16 protein-coding genes are annotated in these 18,488 nt (G+C 68.3%); 8 read left to right on the plus strand and 8 right to left on the minus strand.

The window, feature by feature from the left end; genetic code table 11:
• The first annotated feature begins 39 nt into the window (after positions 1–39).
• The 3 genes from J4O73_RS08515 (at position 40) to J4O73_RS08525 (ending at position 2,561) form a co-directional block, all read left to right on the plus strand.
• The gene (locus tag J4O73_RS08515; RefSeq protein ID WP_426216411.1) at positions 40–219 is read left to right on the plus strand and encodes a hypothetical protein; all 180 of its coding nucleotides are present in this window, start codon (positions 40–42) and stop codon (positions 217–219) included.
• Positions 209–1,180 (plus strand): phosphatase PAP2 family protein, encoded by a 972-nt coding sequence (locus J4O73_RS08520; RefSeq protein ID WP_426216412.1) that lies wholly within the window; start codon positions 209–211, stop codon positions 1,178–1,180. Before J4O73_RS08515 ends, J4O73_RS08520 begins: the two co-directional genes overlap by 11 nt.
• An 82-nt stretch (positions 1,181–1,262) precedes the next feature.
• Entirely contained in the window at positions 1,263–2,561 is a 1,299-nt protein-coding gene (locus tag J4O73_RS08525; protein ID WP_426216414.1) for an ammonium transporter, read from the plus strand.
• Positions 2,562–2,755: 194 nt separating this feature from the next.
• Here the strand turns inward: J4O73_RS08525 and J4O73_RS08530 are convergent, their stop codons facing one another.
• The 4 genes from J4O73_RS08530 to J4O73_RS08545 form a co-directional block, all read right to left on the minus strand.
• Positions 2,756–4,075, minus strand: a complete 1,320-nt coding sequence (locus J4O73_RS08530) for an MFS transporter (RefSeq protein WP_426216416.1) — start codon at positions 4,073–4,075, stop codon at positions 2,756–2,758.
• A gap of 118 nt (positions 4,076–4,193) precedes the next feature.
• Positions 4,194–5,378, minus strand: coding sequence for an L-rhamnonate dehydratase (gene rhmD, locus J4O73_RS08535; RefSeq protein WP_426216417.1), 1,185 nt, complete (start codon positions 5,376–5,378; stop codon positions 4,194–4,196).
• A gap of 13 nt (positions 5,379–5,391) precedes the next feature.
• Entirely contained in the window at positions 5,392–6,138 is a 747-nt protein-coding gene (locus J4O73_RS08540) for an SDR family oxidoreductase (protein ID WP_426216418.1), read from the minus strand.
• Positions 6,139–6,141: 3 nt separating this feature from the next.
• Positions 6,142–7,002, minus strand: coding sequence for a fumarylacetoacetate hydrolase family protein (locus J4O73_RS08545; RefSeq protein ID WP_426216419.1), 861 nt, complete (start codon positions 7,000–7,002; stop codon positions 6,142–6,144).
• 91 nt (positions 7,003–7,093) lie between these two features.
• On the opposite strand from J4O73_RS08545, the gene J4O73_RS08550 reads away from it, so the two are divergent.
• The gene (locus J4O73_RS08550) at positions 7,094–7,849 is read left to right on the plus strand and encodes an IclR family transcriptional regulator (protein WP_426216420.1); all 756 of its coding nucleotides are present in this window, start codon (positions 7,094–7,096) and stop codon (positions 7,847–7,849) included.
• Between the two features lie 234 nt (positions 7,850–8,083).
• On the opposite strand, the gene J4O73_RS08555 is transcribed toward J4O73_RS08550, so the two are convergent.
• Together J4O73_RS08555 and J4O73_RS08560 are read right to left on the minus strand one after the other, a co-directional pair.
• Positions 8,084–9,424, minus strand: coding sequence for a sigma-54-dependent transcriptional regulator (locus J4O73_RS08555; protein ID WP_426216421.1), 1,341 nt, complete (start codon positions 9,422–9,424; stop codon positions 8,084–8,086).
• A complete protein-coding gene (locus tag J4O73_RS08560) occupies positions 9,421–11,250 on the minus strand; it encodes a sensor histidine kinase (RefSeq protein ID WP_426216422.1) in 1,830 nt (609 codons plus the stop codon). Before J4O73_RS08560 ends, J4O73_RS08555 begins: the two co-directional genes overlap by 4 nt.
• A 277-nt stretch (positions 11,251–11,527) precedes the next feature.
• Here J4O73_RS08560 and J4O73_RS08565 point away from each other — a divergent pair, with 277 nt between their 5' ends.
• Complete coding sequence (locus J4O73_RS08565; RefSeq protein WP_426216423.1) at positions 11,528–12,868, plus strand: dicarboxylate/amino acid:cation symporter; 1,341 nt, start codon at positions 11,528–11,530, stop codon at positions 12,866–12,868.
• 164 nt (positions 12,869–13,032) lie between these two features.
• Positions 13,033–14,253: a zinc metallochaperone GTPase ZigA gene (gene zigA / locus J4O73_RS08570; RefSeq protein ID WP_426216424.1), complete on the plus strand. Its 1,221-nt coding sequence runs from the start codon at positions 13,033–13,035 to the stop codon at positions 14,251–14,253.
• Between the two features lie 30 nt (positions 14,254–14,283).
• On the opposite strand, the gene J4O73_RS08575 is transcribed toward zigA, so the two are convergent.
• Positions 14,284–14,526, minus strand: coding sequence for a hypothetical protein (locus J4O73_RS08575; RefSeq protein WP_378967464.1), 243 nt, complete (start codon positions 14,524–14,526; stop codon positions 14,284–14,286).
• Between the two features lie 427 nt (positions 14,527–14,953).
• On the opposite strand from J4O73_RS08575, the gene J4O73_RS08580 reads away from it, so the two are divergent.
• The gene (locus tag J4O73_RS08580; protein WP_426216425.1) at positions 14,954–15,388 is read left to right on the plus strand and encodes a GlcG/HbpS family heme-binding protein; all 435 of its coding nucleotides are present in this window, start codon (positions 14,954–14,956) and stop codon (positions 15,386–15,388) included.
• A gap of 61 nt (positions 15,389–15,449) precedes the next feature.
• Here J4O73_RS08580 and J4O73_RS08585 read toward each other — a convergent pair whose 3' ends face one another.
• Entirely contained in the window at positions 15,450–16,715 is a 1,266-nt protein-coding gene (locus J4O73_RS08585) for an MFS transporter (protein ID WP_426216426.1), read from the minus strand.
• Positions 16,716–17,004: 289 nt separating this feature from the next.
• On the opposite strand from J4O73_RS08585, the gene oxlT reads away from it, so the two are divergent.
• Positions 17,005–18,315: an oxalate/formate MFS antiporter gene (oxlT, locus tag J4O73_RS08590; RefSeq protein WP_426216427.1), complete on the plus strand. Its 1,311-nt coding sequence runs from the start codon at positions 17,005–17,007 to the stop codon at positions 18,313–18,315.
• The last annotated feature ends 173 nt before the right edge of the window (positions 18,316–18,488 follow it).

An 18,488-nucleotide genomic window follows, 5' to 3' on the forward strand; every position in this document is an offset into this window, starting at 1 on the left:
GACTAACTCGCAGCCTCGTGGCTGGCGAGAGACGAGTCCGTGCAAGTCGAGAAGCCCGCGCCCCGGCCTTCGGCCCGCGCGCTCTCCCTGACCGAGATGGTCCTGCTGGCGCTGGTCGTGTCGGTGTGCATCTACCCGGCCTTCGCGCCGTTCAATGCCTCCAAGCCCACCGGCTTCACGCGAGACGCCGCGAACCAGCCCGATCGCCATGCGCACTGAGCGGCTGTCGCCCGGCACCTGCACGTGGTGCCTGATCGGCGCGATCATCCTCGTGACCCTCGTCTGGATGCGCGTGGCCGGGCTGCGTTTCGCCTGGGACAGCGCCGCTCTCACCGTCGGCGCCTGCGCCGGGCTCGCGGTGCTGGCGGCCTTCTACCGGACGTGGCGACCCGAGCCGCGTATCGCCGACACGCTGACCGCGCTCGCGCAGGTCATCGCCTTCGGGGCCTGCGCGGCCCCTCTATCCTACGCGGTCGCCGCCACGGGCGGGCCGCTCTGGGATTCGACCTTTTATGGCTGGGATCAGGCCCTCGGCCTGGATTGGCGGGCCTATCTCGGCTGGGTCGATGCGCATCCGAAGCTCGGCTTCGCGATGACGCTCGCCTATCGCAGCCTGATGGCGCAGATGATGTTCGTCGTCATCCTGCTCGGGTTCGGCGGCCGACTGGCCGTCCTCCGGCACTTCGTTCTCGCTTTCTGCCTGTCCGGGACGGTCACGATCCTGATCTCAGGACTGACTCCGGCCATGGCGAATTTCGTGTACCTGCACCTGAAGCCGGAGGATTTCTCGCACCTCCAGCCCGCCGCCGCCTATGCCCACGTGGCGCATCTTGCGGGCCTGCGCGACGGCACGTTCCACACGATCTCCCTCGACACCCTGGAAGGCATCATCACCTTCCCCAGCTTCCACGCGACGCTCGGTGCCCTGTTCCTCTGGGCCTTCTGGAGCCTTCGCTGGGCACGTCTGCCTGCCCTGGTCGTGAATGGGCTGCTCGTCGCCTCCACGCCGATCGATGGCGGCCATTACTTCGTGGACGTCATCGCCGGGCTCGCCATCGCGGTTCTGGCGATCCTGGCCGCTCGCTGGCTTGCCCGTAACCCGGCGACCACGCCCTCGCAGGCCGGGCCGAGCGCGATCCCCGCCGCCGAAGTCGGCAACGCGCGACTTTTTGCGCAGTGATGCTTCCAAAGGCATTTGTGCGCTTGCCTCATCGCTAGGCAATCTGCTTGAGAGCGGGGCAGTTCACTCGAAGGTTTTTCGAATGCTGCCCCTTCTTGCGCGGGTCGTGCCCGGCGCCATGCTCCTCGCCTTGTCCGCCACGCCCAGCCTCGCCGCGTCGGCCGCGCCCGATACCGGCAGCACGGCCTGGATCCTGACCTCCTCGGCACTCGTGCTGTTCATGACGCTGCCGGGCCTCGCCCTGTTCTACGGCGGGCTGGTCCATGCGCGGAACGTGCTCTCGGTGCTGATGCAGTGCTTCGCGATCTGCTGCATCGTCTCCGTGCTCTGGGCCGTCTGCGGCTACAGCCTCGTCTTCGATGGCGATGGGGCGTGGCTCGGGGGGCTGGGGAAGGCGTTCCTGGCCCATCTCGATCCGGTTCGCCCGGCGACCGTTCTGCCGGAGACCGTCTTCGCGCTTTACCAAATGACCTTCGCGGTCATCACCCCCGCGCTCATCATCGGCGCCTTCCCCGAGCGGGTCGCCTTCCCCTTCGTCGCCCTGTTCTCGGCCCTGTGGATGCTCGTCGTCTACGTGCCGGTGGCGCATTGGATCTGGGGCGGCGGCTGGCTCGCCGCCCTGGGCACGATGGATTTCGCGGGCGGCATCGTCGTCCACACCACGGCGGGCGTCTCGGCCCTGCTGCTGGCCCTCATGGTCGGCCGTCGCCGGGGCTTTCCCTCGACGCTTCAACCGCCGCACAGCCCCGGCATGACGATGATGGGCGCCGGCATGCTCTGGGTCGGCTGGTTCGGCTTCAACGGCGGCAGCGCGCTGGCGGCGGATGCGAGCGCGGGCAACGCCATCCTCGTCACGCATCTCTCCGCCTCGGCGGGCGCCCTGGCCTGGACGGCGGCCGAATGGGTGAAGATCCGCAAGCCGACCTCCATCGGCATCGTCACGGGCTGCGTGGCGGGCCTCGCCACCATCACCCCGGCGGCGGGCTACGTCTCACCGGCGGCGGCTCTGCTCATCGGCCTTGCGGGCGGGCTCGTGTGCTTCTTCGTGACGCTGTTCGTGAAGCACCGCCTCGTCATCGACGATTCCCTCGACGTGTTCGCCGTGCACGGGGTCGGCGGCATCCTGGGCTCGCTGCTGCTGGCGGTCTTCGTCCCGGCCGGTCTCGGCGGCGTCGGCCTCGCGGAAGGCCGCACGGTGCTCGACCAGCTCGGCGTACAGGTGCTGGCCGTCGTGGTGGTGGCCCTGTGGTCGGGCGTCGCCACCTACGGTCTCGGCCGGGCGCTCGGCCTCGTGATGCCGCTGCGGGTCGATCAGGAGGCCGAGCATGACGGGCTCGATCTCGCGAGCCACGGCGAACGCGCCTACGAGTTCACCGCCTGAGGGGCGGACCGAGACACCCTTCGTTTCCATCCACCCCCCTCATCCTGAGGTGCGGCGATAGCCGCCTCTAAGGAGGCCTCCAGTACGCGTCACGATCTCTGGAGCCCTCCTTCGAGGCCCGCCAAGGCGAGCACCTCAGGATGAGGTCGAGGGGGGACGAGGGCTTTTCTGCCAGATTCCGCGGGGCGGACCCCTCACGACGCGGTGGCGGCCTTCGAAGGGGCGGGGCGGGGCCGCGCCCGAAGGCTCAGGATCAGTGCCGCGCCGAGAAGCGTGGTACCCGCCAGCGTGTAGAGCCCGGCCTGCGGCGAGGCGAAGGCCGCGTCCGCCAGGGCCTTCACGTTGGGGGCCACGAAGCCACCCAGCGCCCCGATGGCGTTGATGAGGGCGATGCCCCCCGCCGCCGCGACGCCGCCGAGATGCGCCGTCGGGAAGGTCCAGAACAGGGGCTGCACCGCGATGAAGCCGGCGGCGGCGCAGCACAGGGCGGCCAGGGCGATGACGGGCGGGCTCCCGGCCGAGACCGCGATGCCGAGGCCGGAGAGGGCGAGCACGGCGGCGGCGAGGGTGCGGTGGTTGCCCCGCCGGTCGGCGAGACGCGGCACGAGAAAGGTCGCCGCGAGGGCGCAGAGCCACGGCACCGCCGCGACCAGCCCCACTTCCAGGCCCACCTTCTTGCCGAGCAGCGCCGCCACCTGCGTCGGCAGGTAGAACACCACGCCGTAGACACTCATCTGGATCAGGAAATAGATCCCGAGGAACAGCAGCATGCTCGGCTGCACCAGGAGCGTGGCGAGGCTCGCATGGCCGTGCCCCGCCTTGTTCGCCTCCTCGCGGGCGAGGGCGGCGGTGAGCGCCTGCTTTTCCGCTTCCGGCAGCCAGCTTGCGTCGCGGGGCTTGTCGTCGAGGTAGAAGAAGGCCCACACGCCGACGACGCTGGCGAGCAGGCCCTCGATCAGGAACATCCACTGCCAGCCCTGCAACCCGTGGGTTCCGTGGAGTTCGAGGAGCAGGCCGGAGAGCGGGCTTCCGATGATGAAGGCGAGGGGCGCGCCGAAATAGAACAGGCCCATGACCTGACCCCGCCGTGCCTGCGGGAACCAGTAGGTCAAATAGAGGATCACGCCCGGGAAGAAGCCCGCCTCGGCCGCGCCGAGGAGCAGGCGCAGCAGGTAGAAGGACGCCTCGCCAGAGGTGAACATCATCGCCGCCGAGATCAGCCCCCAGGTGACCATGATGCGCGCCATCCAGAGGCGCGCGCCGATCCGGTGCATGATGAGGTTGCTGGGCACTTCCAGCAGGGCATAGGTCAGAAAGAAGAGGCCCGCGCCCAGCGCGTAGGCCGCGTCCGAGATGCCCGCCGAGGCCTGGAACGCCTGCTTGGCGAAGCCGATGTTCGCCCGGTCGAGGAAGGCCAGGACGTACATCAGGAGAAGGAATGGGACGAGCCGCCGCCGCGTCAGGCGGAAGGCGCTGTCGAGTGTCGCGGTGGTGTCAGGGCGTTCGGCGTGCATGAGTTCCCCCTCGCGCCTCCGTCTCTCCGGAGGTCGTCGTTGTGGTCTTGTCCTTGGCTGTGTCTCCCAGGATAGCCGCCTGCTGCGGCGCGCTTGGCGCAGCAGCAGGCGGCTGCCTCTAGCGGGCGTAGGGCCGGTGCAGGCTGCAATCCGGGTTCAGCGAGACGCCGAAGCCGGGCTTGTCGAGGGCGGAGAGCTTCATCCGCCCGTTCACGGGCACGGGCTCGTCGACGAGGAGCGGGTGGAAGGCCGGCAGCACATGATCGGCCTTGGGCGCGCTCATGATGATCTCGTTGAACGGGCTGTTATGGCGCGTGCAGCAGAAATGGTAGCTGTAGGGGCCCGAGCCGTGGGGCACCATCAGCGCGCCGTGGGAATCCGCGAGCGCCGAGATCTTGATGAGTTCGCTGATGCCGCCGCACCAGTTCACGTCGGGCTGGATGATGTCGCAGCAGCCCATTTCCAGAAGCATGCGAAAGCCCCAGCGCGTCGCCTCGTGCTCACCGGTCGTGACCAGCATGCCCTTCGGCACGTCCTTGCGCAGTTGCGCGTAGCCCCAGTAATCGTCGGGCGAGAGGCATTCCTCGATCCACTTGAGCCCGTATTCCTGCGCCTTGTGAGCGAGCCGGGTCGCGTAGTTGAGGTCGAGGCTCATCCAGCAATCGTACATCAGCCAGAAATCGTCGCCGACGCGGTTGCGCATCTCCTCCAGCTTGGCGAGGTTCTTCTTCAGACCCTCCTCACCCTCGGCCGGGCCGTGCTGCAGGGGCAGCTTGCCGCCGATGAAGCCGAGGTCCTTGGCGAGGTCGGGCCGCGCGCCCGTGGCGTAGAACACCAGTTCGTCGCGCACCGGGCCGCCGAGCAGGGCGTGGACGGGCTCCTGGCGCCACTTGCCCAGAAGGTCCCATAGGGCGAGGTCCACCGCCGAGATGGCGTTCACCACGATGCCCCGGCGCCCGTAATATTGCGTGGCGCGGTACATCTGGTCCCAGGCACGCTCGATATCGGTGATCGGGCGCCCCTCGATGAACCGGGCGAGGTGCGTCTCGACGATGAAGGCGCCGATCTCCCCCGCCGTGGTGATGGCGAAGCCGGTGGTGCCGTCGTCGGCCTCCACCTCCACCACCAGGGTGCCGAGGACGTTGATCCCGAACGAGCGTCGGCTCTGGCGGTATTCGGGATAGACGGACATCGGCGTGGCGATGTGATCGTCGATCCAGTGCCCGTCATCGACGTCGTGGTAATCGCCACCGCCGCCCCGGACGACGCTGGCGCGGATGTGCTTGATCTTTGGCACGCTCATGGCAGGCCCCCGCTCAGTAGGTCGCGCGGCCGCCGGAGACGTCGAAGACCGCCCCGGTGGAGAACGAGGCTTCCTCGCTCGCGAGCCAGCAGATCAGCGAGGATACCTCCTCGATGGCCCCGAACCGGCCGACGGGGATCTTCGACAGCATGAAGTCGATATGCGCCTGCGTCATCTGGTCGAAGATCGCCGTGCGCACCGCCGCCGGGGTCACGCAGTTCACGCGGATCCCGGTCCCGGCGAGTTCCTTGCCGAGCGACTTGGTGAAGCCGATCACCCCCGCCTTGGAGGCCGAGTAGGCGGAGGCGTTGGGGTTGCCCTCCTTGCCCGCGATGGAGGCGACGTTGACGATGCGGCCATAGCCGCCCTGCTCCATGGCGGGGACCGCCGCTTGGTTGCAGTAGAACAGGCCGGTCAGGTTCACGTCGATGACCCGGCGCCACGCCTCCGCGGAATAGTCCTTCACGGGTCCGTTCGGCCCGGTGATCCCGGCGCTGCACACCATCACGTCGAGCCCGCCGAGGGTGGCGAGGCTCCCCGCCATCGCCCGGCCCACGGCCTCGGCGTCGGTGATGTCGAGGGCCTGCACGTCGGCGGCGCCGATCGCGTCCTGCGCCGAGGCCAGGGCCCCGGCGTTCATGTCCCACAGGCTCACCCGGGCGCCCTCGTCCGTCAGGCGCTTGGCGACGGCGAGGCCGATCCCGGCCGCGCCCCCGGTGACGATGGCCCGGCGGCCCTCGAAGCGGTTCGCGATCGCCATGGCTCAGGCCTCCCGACGCTGCCAGGCGAGCACGTCCTGGCGCTGCTGCCCGAGCTTCTCGATGCCGAGCGTCATCACGTCGCCGGGCTTCAGGTAGACCGGCTGGGGCTTCATGCCCATGCCGACGCCGGGTGGCGTGCCGGTGGTGATCACGTCGCCCGGCATCAGGGTCATGAAGCGGCTGAGGTAGCTGACGATGTGCGCGCAGGTGAAGATCATCGTCCGGGTGTTCCCGGTCTGCATCCGCTTGCCGTTCACGTCGAGCCAGAGGTCCAGCGCCTGCGGATCGCCCACCTCGTCGGCGGTGACGAGCCAAGGGCCGACCGGCCCGAACGTGTCGCAACCCTTGCCTTTGTCCCAGGTGCCGCCGCGCTCGATCTGGTATTCGCGCTCACTCACATCGTTGACGAGGCAGTAGCCCGCGACATGCGCCAGCGCGTCCGTCTCCTCGACGTAGCTCGCGCGGCGGCCGATCACGATGCCGAGCTCGACCTCCCAATCGCCCTTCACGGAATCCTTCGGCAGCATCACGGGATCGTTCGGGCCGTGCAGCGACGAGATCGCCTTGGTGAACACCACCGGCTCGGAGGGAATCGGCAGGTTCGATTCGGCAGCGTGGTCGGCATAGTTCAGGCCGATGGCGATGAACTTGCCGATCCCCGCCACCGGCACGCCGAGACGGGGCTCACCCTCGACCAGCGGCAGGCTCTCCGGCGCCAGCGCAGCGAGCTTGGCCAGCCCTTCGGCGCCAAGGCAGCGCCCATCGATGTCGGACAGGTGGCCGGACAGGTCGCGGATGCGGCCCTCCCCGTCGAGAAGGCCGGGCTTCTCTTCGCCCGCTGGGCCGTAGCGCAGAAGCTTCATGGAGCGTCTCTCCCTCGCTGTTGCTTAATCCCATATTTTGGGATAGCGTTTTCGTATGTGGGACGATAAGAGCAGAAACGGCACGGCGTCAATGTCCAAACCCGTCACCGGCAGTCAGACCTTGCTGCGCGGGCTCGACGTGCTCGATGCGGTGGCGGCGGGCGCGAGCGACCTGCCGGCCCTTTCGTCGGCGCTGGGCACCACGCGCTCGACCACACACCGGCTGGCGGCCGCCCTGGTGGAGCGGCGCTTTCTCACCTTCGTCCCCCGCGAGGGCTACCGGCTCGGGCCGAAGTTGATGGAACTCGGCTTCCGCGCGCAGGCAACGATGGCGATTCCGCAGGTCGCCCGGCCGCATCTCGAGCGCCTGTCGGAGACCTGCGAGGACACGATCCACCTGGGCGTCCTGGACGGCGAATGGGCGCTCTATCTCGACAAGATCCCCGGGCGGCGGCGGGTGGAAATCAGCTCGCGGGTGGGCGAGCGGCATCCGGTCTGGTCGACGGGCCTGGGCAAGGCGCTGATTCTCGACCTCGACGAAGCACGCTGGCGGGACTTCTACCGCGTCGGCGAGGCGCGAGGGGCGCACCCGCCGCGGGAACTCGACACGTGGCTCACCCGGATGCGCGACTACGCGCAGCGGGGCATCGCCTTCGACCTCGAAGAGAACGAGCCGGAGGTGCGCTGCGTGGCGGCGCCGATTCGCGGCGCCTCGGGCGCCATCGTGGCCGGGCTCAGCGTGTCGAGCACGGCGCAGTACATGGATGCCGCGCGGATGGAGCAACTCACCCAGGAGGTGCTCGCCACCGCCCTGACGATCAGCCGGGCGCTCGGCTGGTCGGGCTAGCAGTCTGGGAGAGAACCCGCATCGTCATTGCGAGCGACAGCGAAGCAATCCAGCAGCGCTACGTTTTGGAGCGTCCCGTTGCCCTGGATTGCTTCGCTCCGCTCGCAAGGACGGGGATTTGACGAAAGGCTCGATGGAATTCGCCAAGCGGTCGTTGGTCCCTGTAGGAACTGAGCGCCCGGCAGGCTCGTGGATCGGGCCGCCGCGGAAGCGCATCTCTTCGTCCACCGCTTGCTAGCGGTAATCGGTCGGCACCAGGCCGTAGCGGGCGATCTTGTCGTAGAGCGTCTTACGCGGGGCGCCCAGCGCCTCGGCGGCGAGGCGCACGTCCCCGCCTGCGACGATCAACTCGTCGCGGATCAAGTCGCGCTCGAACCGTTCGACCCGTTCGGCCAGGGTCGGGGTCGGTGCGGGCTCGGCCGCCTTGTCCTCCGGCGCGAAGCCGAGGGCACAGCGTTCCGCGAAATGGCCGAGTTCGCGCACGTTGCCCGGCCAAGCGTGGCGCTGAAGATGGTCGCGCACCGCCCGCGTGACCGGTGGCGCCTCGCGGCCGAAGCGGGTGGCGGCCTTGGCGAGGAAGTGCTGGAACAGCAGCATCACGTCCTCCCGCCGGTCGCGCAGCGGGGGGATCGCCACCGTGATGACGTTCAGGCGATGGTAGAGGTCATCGCGAAACGTGCCCTGGGCGGCTTCCAGGCCGAGATCGACCTTGGTGGCGGCCACGACGCGCATGTCGATGGGCCGGACTTCATTGGTGCCGAGCGGTTCCACTGTCCGCTCCTGCAGAACGCGCAGCAGCTTCACCTGAAGTGGCAGCGGCATGCTCTCGATCTCGTCGAGGAACAGAGTGCCGCCCTGCGCGTGCTCGATCCGCCCGATCCGGCGCTTGAGGGCCCCGGTGAAGGCGCCCGCCTCGTGGCCGAACAGCTCGCTTTCCACCACGCTGTCGGGCAAGGCCCCGCAATTCATCGCGACGAAGTTGCGCTCGGCCCGGCGGCTCCAGCGGTGCAGGGCGCTGGCCACCACTTCCTTGCCGGAGCCGGTCTCGCCGAGCACCAGCACGTCGACATCCGCCGCCGCCACGTCACGGACGAGGCGGCGCAGCCGGACCATTTCCGGCGAGACGCCGAGGAAGGCGGGGTCCTCGTCGAGGGCCGCATCGAGGCTGGCGCGCAGGCGCCGGTTCTCCACCACGAGCTTGCGCCGCTCCAGCGCCCGGCGCACGGAGGCGACCAGGGCGTCGGCCGGATACGGCTTGGCCAGGAAATCCACCGCCCCGCCCCGGAGCGCGGCCACCGCCATGGAGATGTCCCCATGGCCGGTGATGAGGATCACCGGCAGGTCCGGGTCGATCCGGTGCAGCCGCTCCAGCAGGGTGCGCCCATCCGCTCCCGGCAGTCGCACGTCGCTCACCACCACGCCCGGCGCTTCCTCGAGGATCGCGGACAGGGCCGATTCCGCATCCCCGAAGGTCTCGACGTCGAAGCCGTCGAGTTCCAGGCTCTGCCGATTGGCCCGGCGCACATCCTCCTCGTCATCGATGAAGACGACGCGCTCCGCTGCATCCCCGCTCATGCGCTCGCCTCCGTCTCCCTTGGGCGGCTCTCGGCCTTGCCCGCAGGCACCAATTCCACCCGGAACACCGTGCCGCCGCCGGGGGCGTCTCGCACGCTCAGCGTGCCGCCGCACTCTTCGATGATGCCGCGGCTGATGGCGAGGCCGAGGCCGAGCCCATCCGCCTTGGTGGTGAAGAACGGTTCGAAGATCTGCCCGCGTGCGGCCTCGGGGATGCCCGGCCCGTCGTCGCGCACCTCGATGGCGACGCGCTCGGCCTCCGGGGTCACCGACACCGCGACATGGCGGCTCGGGCGTTCGGCGACCGCATCGAGGGCGTTCTGCACGAGGTTCACCAGCACCTGCTCCAGCCGGGAGGCATCGCCGATCACCGCGAGGCCGGGGGCCTGCGAGACGGTCAGCGGTGTGCCGTCCGCCTCGGCCCGGGCGGTCGCCACTTCGAGCGCCCCGCGCAACAGGGCGGCGACCTCCACCGGCTCGCGGCGGCCGGAGGCCCGGCGGGCGAAACCCTTCAATTGCCGGGTGAGACCGCCGATCCGGTCGGTGAGACGACCGATCGCGGCGACGTTCTCCACGGCGTCCTGCACCCGCCCGCGCTCCATCAGTTTGCCGGTGTTGTCGGCATAGGAGCGGATCGCCGCGAGCGGCTGGTTGATCTCGTGCGCCATGCTCGCGGCGAACTGGCCGAGGGCGGCGAGCCGACCGGCCTGGGCGAGTTCGCGGCCGAGCCGCTCTCGCTCGGCCATCTCGTCGCGCAGCCTGTCGTTGGCGGCGCTGAGGGCACGGGTGCGCTCAGCCACCCGCTCCTCCAGTTCGGCGCGCCGCGTCGCGGCCTCCGCGAGGCGGTTGCGCATCCGGGCGCGGCGGGCGAGCCAGACCGTGAGGCCGAACCCGGCAAGCCCCGTGGCCAGCACGGCGATCACCTGAGCCTGAGCCCGCTCCCGCGCCACCGCCTTGGTGATCGGCGTCAGGCTGTGGATGCGCCAATCCGTATCCCCGACGGGGGCATCGCGCACCACGGCGAGCCGCGCGGGCTCGGCGCCACGGCCGACGCGCACCAAGCCGTCCTGCGCGGGATGGAGGGGGAGGGCGGTGAGCGGCACGTCGCCGAATTCCTGCCCCTCGCGGATCTGGGCCTGGGCCTTGTCGTCGAGGGGCTGAAGGGTCCGAAGTCGCCAGGATGGATCGCTCGCCACCAGCACGATCCCGCGCGGATCGGTGACGAACAGGGATTCGCCCGCTGCCCGCCACGCGGCCTCCACCCCGTCGAACTCGATCTTCACCACCACGACGCCGAGCCGGTCCCCGACCCGCCGGGCGAGATAGAAGCCCGGCCGTCCGCTCACCGTGCCGAGGGCGAATTGCGAGCCCGAGCCCTTGGCGAAGGCATCCCGGAAATACGGCCGGAAGCCGTAATTGCGCCCGAGGAAGCCGCGCTCCTCGGTGGCATTGCTCGCCGCCATGGTCAGGCCGTCGGGGCGCATCACGTAGATCACGGCCGCGCCGGTCGCGCCCGCGATCTCCTTCAGCCGCGTGCTCAGCCGCTCCGCGAGACCGGGCGGCGCGTCCTCGCGCAGGACGGCGCCGATCTCGGGATCGGACGCGAGAGCGAGCGGCAGGGAGGTCTGGCGCTGCATCTCGGCGTGCAGGGCGGCGGACTGGATCGAGAGCGTCGCGCGGGCCTGCCGATCGAGGTCGGCGAGCGCGGAGCGTTCGGCCGCTCGCCCGGCGATCCAGGCGGCAAGGGCCATCGCCGCGAGGCCGAGGATCAGGGCGAGGACGCGCCCCTGTCCCCCCTTCAGCACGGGTCTGGAGATGGCACTCACCGAAAGGTTCCCGGTGCGGAACCCCGGAAAACTTTGGGCCCGCCCGTGCGGAATTCCGGAAGGGCGGTTTCGCGCGCCGCCGATGAAAGGGAAAAAAGAGCAGACATCACAATGGTTTAAGAATTCCTTCAACCTGTCCGGAAGCTGGCACAGCGGTTGCCATTCCTCAAGCGTATCGCAGTCCTGCCTTTCTCGCATGACTGCCGCCCCCGAGGCCAAAAGCAAGAGCGACGGCCAAACCGTCGCGCTTCGTCTCTCGCACAGGAGGAATGCCACGATGGCAGCCGTACCGTCCCCCCTTACCGCGCCTCACCCGCCGGCCAAGCCCAAGCCGATCTATCGCACGCTGTATTTCCAAGTGCTGGTGGCCGTGGCCATCGGCATCCTGCTCGGCCACTTCTATCCGCAGCTCGGCGCGGACATGAAGCCGCTGGGCGACGCGTTCATCAAGCTCGTCAAGATGATCATCGCCCCGGTGATCTTCCTCACCGTCGTCTCCGGCATCGCGGGCATGACGAACCTCGAGAAGGTCGGCCGGGTCGGCGGCAAGGCGCTGCTCTACTTCCTCACCTTCTCGACGCTGGCCCTCATCGTCGGCCTCATCGTCGCGAACGTGCTCCAGCCGGGCAACGGCCTGCACATCGATCCCAAGTCCCTCGATCCGAAGGCGATCGCGACCTACGCCGGCAAGGCGAAGGAGCAGAGCATCGTCGAGTTCCTGATGAACATCATCCCCTCGACGGCGGTCGGTGCCTTCGCGGGCGGCGAGATCCTTCAGGTCCTGTTCTTCTCGATCCTGTTCGGCTTCGGGCTGGCCTTCCTGGGCGAGCGCGGCAAGCCGGTGCTCGACATCATCAAGGTGCTGTCGGAAGCCATCTTCGGCGTCGTCAACATCATCATGAAAGTCGCCCCCATCGGCGCCTTCGGCGCGATGGCCTTCACCATCGGCAAGTACGGCATCGCCTCCCTTGCCAACCTCGCCTACCTCGTCGGCGCCTTCTACCTGACCTCCGCGATCTTCGTGTTCCTCGTGCTCGGCGCGGTCGCCCGGTACAATGGCTTCTCGATCGTCCGCCTCATCCGCTACATCAAGGAAGAGCTGCTCCTCGTTCTCGGCACCTCGTCGTCCGAGTCGGCGCTGCCCTCCCTGCTGGAGAAGATGGAGCGCGCGGGTTGCTCGAAGCCCGTCGTCGGCCTCGTCGTTCCCACCGGCTACTCGTTCAACCTCGACGGCACCAACATCTACATGACGATGGCGGCTCTGTTCATTGCCCAGGCGACGGACACCCCGCTCTCGCTCGGCGAGCAGGCTCTGCTGCTCCTCGTGGCGATGCTCTCCTCGAAGGGCGCTGCGGGCGTCACGGGTTCGGGCTTCATCACGCTGGCGGCGACGCTCGCGGTGGTGCCCTCGGTGCCGGTGGTCGGCATGGCGCTCATCCTCGGCATCGACCGGTTCATGTCCGAGTGCCGCGCCCTCACCAACTTCATCGGCAACGCGGTCGCCTGCATCGTCGTCGCCCGCTGGGAGGGTGAGGTCGACGAGGCCAAGCTCGCCGCCGCTCTGGGTGGCAAGCCGGTCGCCCCGGCCACGGCGCCGGTCCTGCACGCCGCCGAGTAAGCGACACCTCCCACACCGAAACCTGAGAGTTGGATCCGCCCCGGCCCCCGCCGGGGCGGATTCGTTTGTGGGCTGGCCACCGCCGTCGCTTGGGAGAATGCTTGAAGATGTAATGTTATTACATTATGATCTTGGCCGACCCCACTGCTTGTCGCCGGTTGCCCATGATCGCCCGTGATACCCGCCTGCCCGTCACCGTGCTGTCCGGCTTTCTCGGAGCCGGGAAGACGACGCTCCTCAACCATGTCCTGAACAATCGTGACGGTCGCCGCGTCGCGGTGATCGTCAACGACATGAGCGAGGTGAACATCGACGCCGACCTCGTGCGCGACGGTGGCGCGGGCCTCTCGCGGACGGATGAGCGCCTCGTGGAAATGACGAACGGCTGCATCTGCTGCACCCTGCGTGACGACCTCCTGGCGGAGGTCCGCCGCCTCTCGGAGGAGGGCCGGTTCGATTACCTCCTGATCGAGGGCACCGGCATCGCCGAGCCGCTGCCCGTCGCCTCGACCTTTTCATTCCGCGACGAGGAAGGACGCTGCCTCGCGGATGTCGCCCGGCTCGATACGATGGTCACGGTCGTCGATGCCGTGAATCTCCTGAAGGATTACGGCTCCAACGACTTCCTCCACCAGCGCGGTGAGACCGCGGGCGACGAGGACACGCGGACCCTGGTCGATCTGCTGGTCGAGCAGATCGAGTTCGCGGACGTGGTGGTGATCAACAAGGCGCGGGACGTCCCGGCGGACCGGCTGGCCCTGGTGCGCTCGGTGGTGCGGGGCCTCAACGGCGATGCGCGGATCGTCGAAACGGATCACGGCCGGGCCGACCTCGCCGACATCCTCGATACGGGGTTGTTCGATGAGGAGAAGGCGCAGCGTCATCCGCTGTGGTTCAAGGAACTCTACGGCGCGGCCGAGCACGTGCCGGAGACGGAGGAATACGGCATCGCCTCCTTCGTCTACCGGGCCCGGCGGCCCTTCGATCCGGGGCGCTTCAAGGCGTTCATCGACGCGACCTGGCCGGGCCTGATCCGGGCCAAGGGGCATTTCTGGCTGGCGACGCGCCCGAACTGGGTCGGTGAGTTCTCGCTGGCCGGAGCGGTGGCGCGGGTTTCGGCCATGGGCTTCTGGTGGTCGGCAGTGCCACGCCAGCGCTGGCCGGAGGAGGCCGAGTTCCGCGAGCGGCTTCACACCGTCTGGAGCGAGGTCTGGGGCGACCGCCGCCAGGAACTCGTCTTCATCGGAACGGGCATGGACGAGGCGGCGATCCGCTCCGCTCTGGATGCCTGCCTCGTGGAGACGGGCGCCGATCGCGCGCCGTTCGATCCGGCGCCCTATAAGGGTCTGCCGGATCCCTTCCCCGTCTGGCAGAGGGCCGCCTGAGGCATCTCAGGCGGCGCGGCGCAGGCGCGCTCAGACAGCGAACTGCGCCGTCGTTTCCAGCATCCGCTGCACCACCGCTTCGCGGCGAGCCTGAGCGAGGACGAGCCGCGCCGCCTTGCGCGCATTCGCGGCCCGCTGTGTGGCGCCGGGGCAGCCGTCGTGCAGGGCGCGTACGGCGAGTCTACGGAACCAATTCGCGTTGGCGCGGGCGATCGCACGACGTTCGGCAAAGCCGTTCGTCACGGCCGGCACTGCCTCTGCGAGGCTCGACATGATGGTGACTCCCCATGCGCATCCCGTGCGGGCTTCGCCTGCTGCCGTCCGAATCACGGAATTACGCTATACAGAACATCTACCGCATGAACTGATGAAATGAAAGTCGCAAAATTGAGCTCAGTAATCAGCATCTTTGAATTCGAATGTGCGGCGGCGCGGCCCATCCCGTTCGATCTTCTTGCTTTATGAAGATGGTAAACAGCCAATCTTAGAATGGGGCCCAAAACCATCGTATTGCAGCGCACCTTCCAAGGCTTCTTGCCGCGTGCCTGCGGCCAGACATTTGCGTAACGCCGCGCTCGTTTCTCGTTATGCGCTGCAGCAACGTAAGTTGAGCTCGCCGAGTTGCCCTCCTGCGAGCCTGCGTTGAAGCGATCAAAGGGCTCCTATAGCCTCGCTTGTCTCAGTTGAGGAGGAGAACGCCATGCACGTGACCATCGACCAGGCCCTCACGGCCATCCGAGCCGCCGAGGCGAAGGCGAAGGAGCTCGGCACGCAGATGTGCATCGCGGTGGTGGATTCCGGCGGTAATCTGAAGGCGTTCCACCGCATGGACGATGCCTGGGTCGGCTCCATCGACATCTCGCAGAAGAAGGCCAAGACCTCGGTGTTCTTCGGCATGATGACCGGGCAGATCGGCCAGCTCTCGCAGCCCGGCGGCCCGCTCTACGGTATCGAGCATTCGAATGACGGACTGATCACCTTCCCCGGCGGCATCCCGATCGTGGACGAAGAGGGCGTCATGTCGGGGGCGATCGGCGTGTCCGGCTCCACCGTCGAGAACGACCACACGGTGGCCGAGGCGGGTGCCCGCGCCATCGGCCGGACGGAATTGCCCGCCCATCCTTGGCGCACCTGATCCGTCCACCGGATCGGCCCATCTCCGGCGACGGGGATGGGCTGATCCCGCTCGCGGGCTGTCAGCGCGAGGGCCTGATGCGGGGCAGGAAGGCCGCGAGCAGGCCGATGACGGGCAGGAAGGCGCAGAGGCGGTAGACGAAGCCGATGCTCGTATGGTCCGCGACCTCACCGAGCACCGCCGCCCCGAGCCCGCCCATCCCGAACGAGAAGCCGAAGAACAGTCCGCTCACCAGCCCGACCCGGCCGGGGAGCAGTTCCTGCGCGTAGACGAGGATCGCGGGCATGGCCGAGGCCAGGATCATGCCGATCGGAATGGTGAGCGCCACCGTCACCGGCAGGCTGGCATAGGGCAAAGCGAGGGTGAACGGCAGCACGCCCAGGATCGAGCCCCAGATCACCGCCTTGCGGCCGATCCGGTCGCCCACCGGGCCGCCGACCAGGGTGCCGGTCGCCACGGAGCCGAGAAACACGAACAGGCAGAGCTGCGAGGTCTGCACCGACACGTGGAAGCGGTCGATCAGATAGAATGTGTAGTACGAGCTGAAGCTCGCCATGTAGAAGAACTTCGAGAAGATCAGCACGATCAGGATGCCGATCGTGGCGGCGATCCGCCGATGGCTGAGCCCCTGCCGGGCGACCACCGCCTTCGCGATCCGCTTCGCCGCTGCCAGGCGCGCCCGGTACCACGTGCCGACCCAGGCCAGGACGCCGATCCCCGCGAGGGCGGCGAGCGAAAACCAGATCACGCTGTGCTGGCCGTTCGGCACCACGATGAACGCCGCGAGCAGGGGACCGAGGGCCTGGCCGGTATTGCCGCCCACTTGGAACACCGATTGCGCCAGCCCGTAGCGCCCGCCCGAGGCCGCCCGCGCCATGCGCGAGGATTCCGGGTGGAAGACCGACGACCCCATGCCCACCAGGCCCGCCGCGACGAGCAGCGCGCCGTAGGACCACGCATTCGCGAGCAGCACGATGCCCAGGAGCGAGCAGGTCATGCCGACCGTCAGGGAGAACGGGCTCGGGCGCTTGTCGGTGTAGAACCCGACCACCGGCTGCAGCAGCGACGAGGTCAGCTGGAAGGTGAGGGTGATGAGGCCGATCTGGCCGAAATCCAGGCCGAAGCTGCTTTTCAGCAGCGGGTACATCGCCGGTACCAGGGACTGGATCAGGTCGTTGAGCAGGTGCGACAGGCTGAGCGCCGCGAGGATGCCGTAGGTCGTCGCCTCGGCGCGAGCCTGCGGCGGCGGGACCACTGGCGAGGCCCCGTCGATCGCCACCACCGGCGCGGCGGCCGCCAGCGCATCCTCGACCCTGTGCGCGCTCATCTCGCGTGCGTCCTTCTTCGCGTCCTCGCCCCGCCCTGGGGCGCTTTATGCGCCGAAGCCGGGACGGGTGGTACGCGACCCCGCGCAAGGCCGCCTTGCTTCGGGCAAGGGCGGGATTGCCGCATCGCACACAGCCAATGGTGCGGCGCAGTTCAAATTTTTCCGAACGCCCCGAAAATATTTTGCCGCTCTACAATCGCTCATCTGCTCGATTGGCATATTGTATCGAATATTTACTCGATTAGAACCTTGGCCCTCAGCATTCAGAACGCAGAGGAGCCTGCCTTACATGGCTATGCCAGCCGCAGATCCCACGCCGGGACCCGTCGTCCTTACAGGAGCCGGAGTGCGCGCTCCCGCCCTCGGCCGTTGGGGGCAGCTGGTCCTCGGCGTATTGTGCATGTCGATGATCGCGAACATGCAGTACGGCTGGACGCTCTTCGTCAATCCGATCAACGACAAGTTCCAGTGGGGCAAACCCGCGATCCAGGTCGCCTTCACGATCTTCGTCCTGACCGAGACGTGGCTGGTGCCGATCGAGGGCTGGTTCGTGGACCGCTACGGTCCGAAGGTGGTCACGCTGTTCGGCGGCGCCCTGTGCGCCCTCGGCTGGACCATGAACGCCTATGCCGACTCGCTGCCCATGCTCTACGCGGCGGCGGCGGTGGGTGGCATCGGTGCGGGCGCTGTCTACGGCACCTGCGTCGGCAACGCCCTCAAGTGGTTCCCGGACCGGCGCGGCCTCGCGGCCGGGCTCACGGCGGCGGGCTTCGGTGCGGGCTCGGCCCTGACCGTCGTGCCGATCGCGGCCATGATCCGGGACAGCGGCTACGAGCACACCTTCCTCGTCTTCGGCATCGGCCAGGGCATCATCGTGATGCTGGCCTCGCTGCTGCTGATGGCCCCCGATGCGGGCTACAAGGACCGGATGCTCGCCGGGCGCCCGACCGCGAACGTCGTGACCCGCCGCCAGTACGCCCCGTCGGAGATGGTGCGCACGCCGGTCTTCTGGCTGATGTATCTGATGTTCGTGCTGATGGCCGCTGGCGGCCTGATGGCGACCGCCTCGCTCGCGCCGATCGCCAAGGACTTCCACGTCGACGGCGTGCCGGTCTCGATCCTCGGCCTGACACTGCCTGCGCTCACCTTCGCGCTCACCATCGACCGGGTGTTGAACGGCGTCACGCGGCCCTTCTTCGGCTGGGTCTCGGACCGGATCGGACGCGAGAACACCATGGTGCTGGCCTTCGCCATCGAGGGTTTCGGCATCCTGGCGCTGGGTCTGTTCGCGCACAGCCCCTTCGCCTTCGTGCTGCTCACCGGGCTCGTGTTCTTCGCCTGGGGCGAGATCTACTCGCTGTTCCCCTCGACCTGCGCGGACACCTACGGCGACAAGCAGGCCACGGCCAATGCGGGCCTGCTCTACACCGCCAAGGGCACGGCCTCCCTGCTCCTGCCCGCCTTCCTGGCGATCCAGACGCAGACCGGGAGCTGGCAGATGGTGTTCTACGTCGCCTCGGGCATGGCGTTCCTCGCCGCCTTCCTGGCACTGTTCGTGCTGAAGCCGATGCGCGCGAAGTTCGTGGCCGCCAGCCACTGACGGGCGCGAGCCTCCCGGGCGCCGTTTCCGCTGACAAGCGAGGCGGCGCCGGGACCCTGTCACCAGGCGCATTCCGGCGACGAACCGGCATCCCCTTCGTCGGAATGCGCTCTAGCTGAGCCAAAGCCGCCTCCGGGCGGCCCGTGATCCGAACCCCGTGCAGAAGACGGCAA

Source organism: Methylobacterium sp. NFXW15, from assembly GCF_049887755.1.
Classification (GTDB): domain Bacteria; phylum Pseudomonadota; class Alphaproteobacteria; order Rhizobiales; family Beijerinckiaceae; genus Methylobacterium.

Coding starts and splice junctions, on each gene's coding strand:
- J4O73_RS08520 (WP_426216412.1), top strand. CDS start 209: ATGCGCACTGAGCGGCTGTCGCCCGGCACCTGCACGTGGTGCCTGATC.
- J4O73_RS08525 (WP_426216414.1), top strand. CDS start 1,263: ATGCTGCCCCTTCTTGCGCGGGTCGTGCCCGGCGCCATGCTCCTCGCC.
- J4O73_RS08530 (WP_426216416.1), bottom strand. CDS start 4,075: ATGCACGCCGAACGCCCTGACACCACCGCGACACTCGACAGCGCCTTC.
- rhmD (WP_426216417.1), bottom strand. CDS start 5,378: ATGAGCGTGCCAAAGATCAAGCACATCCGCGCCAGCGTCGTCCGGGGC.
- J4O73_RS08540 (WP_426216418.1), bottom strand. CDS start 6,138: ATGGCGATCGCGAACCGCTTCGAGGGCCGCCGGGCCATCGTCACCGGG.
- J4O73_RS08545 (WP_426216419.1), bottom strand. CDS start 7,002: ATGAAGCTTCTGCGCTACGGCCCAGCGGGCGAAGAGAAGCCCGGCCTT.
- J4O73_RS08550 (WP_426216420.1), top strand. CDS start 7,094: ATGTCCAAACCCGTCACCGGCAGTCAGACCTTGCTGCGCGGGCTCGAC.
- J4O73_RS08555 (WP_426216421.1), bottom strand. CDS start 9,424: ATGAGCGGGGATGCAGCGGAGCGCGTCGTCTTCATCGATGACGAGGAG.
- J4O73_RS08565 (WP_426216423.1), top strand. CDS start 11,528: ATGGCAGCCGTACCGTCCCCCCTTACCGCGCCTCACCCGCCGGCCAAG.
- zigA (WP_426216424.1), top strand. CDS start 13,033: ATGATCGCCCGTGATACCCGCCTGCCCGTCACCGTGCTGTCCGGCTTT.
- J4O73_RS08575 (WP_378967464.1), bottom strand. CDS start 14,526: ATGTCGAGCCTCGCAGAGGCAGTGCCGGCCGTGACGAACGGCTTTGCC.
- J4O73_RS08580 (WP_426216425.1), top strand. CDS start 14,954: ATGCACGTGACCATCGACCAGGCCCTCACGGCCATCCGAGCCGCCGAG.
- J4O73_RS08585 (WP_426216426.1), bottom strand. CDS start 16,715: ATGAGCGCGCACAGGGTCGAGGATGCGCTGGCGGCCGCCGCGCCGGTG.
- oxlT (WP_426216427.1), top strand. CDS start 17,005: ATGGCTATGCCAGCCGCAGATCCCACGCCGGGACCCGTCGTCCTTACA.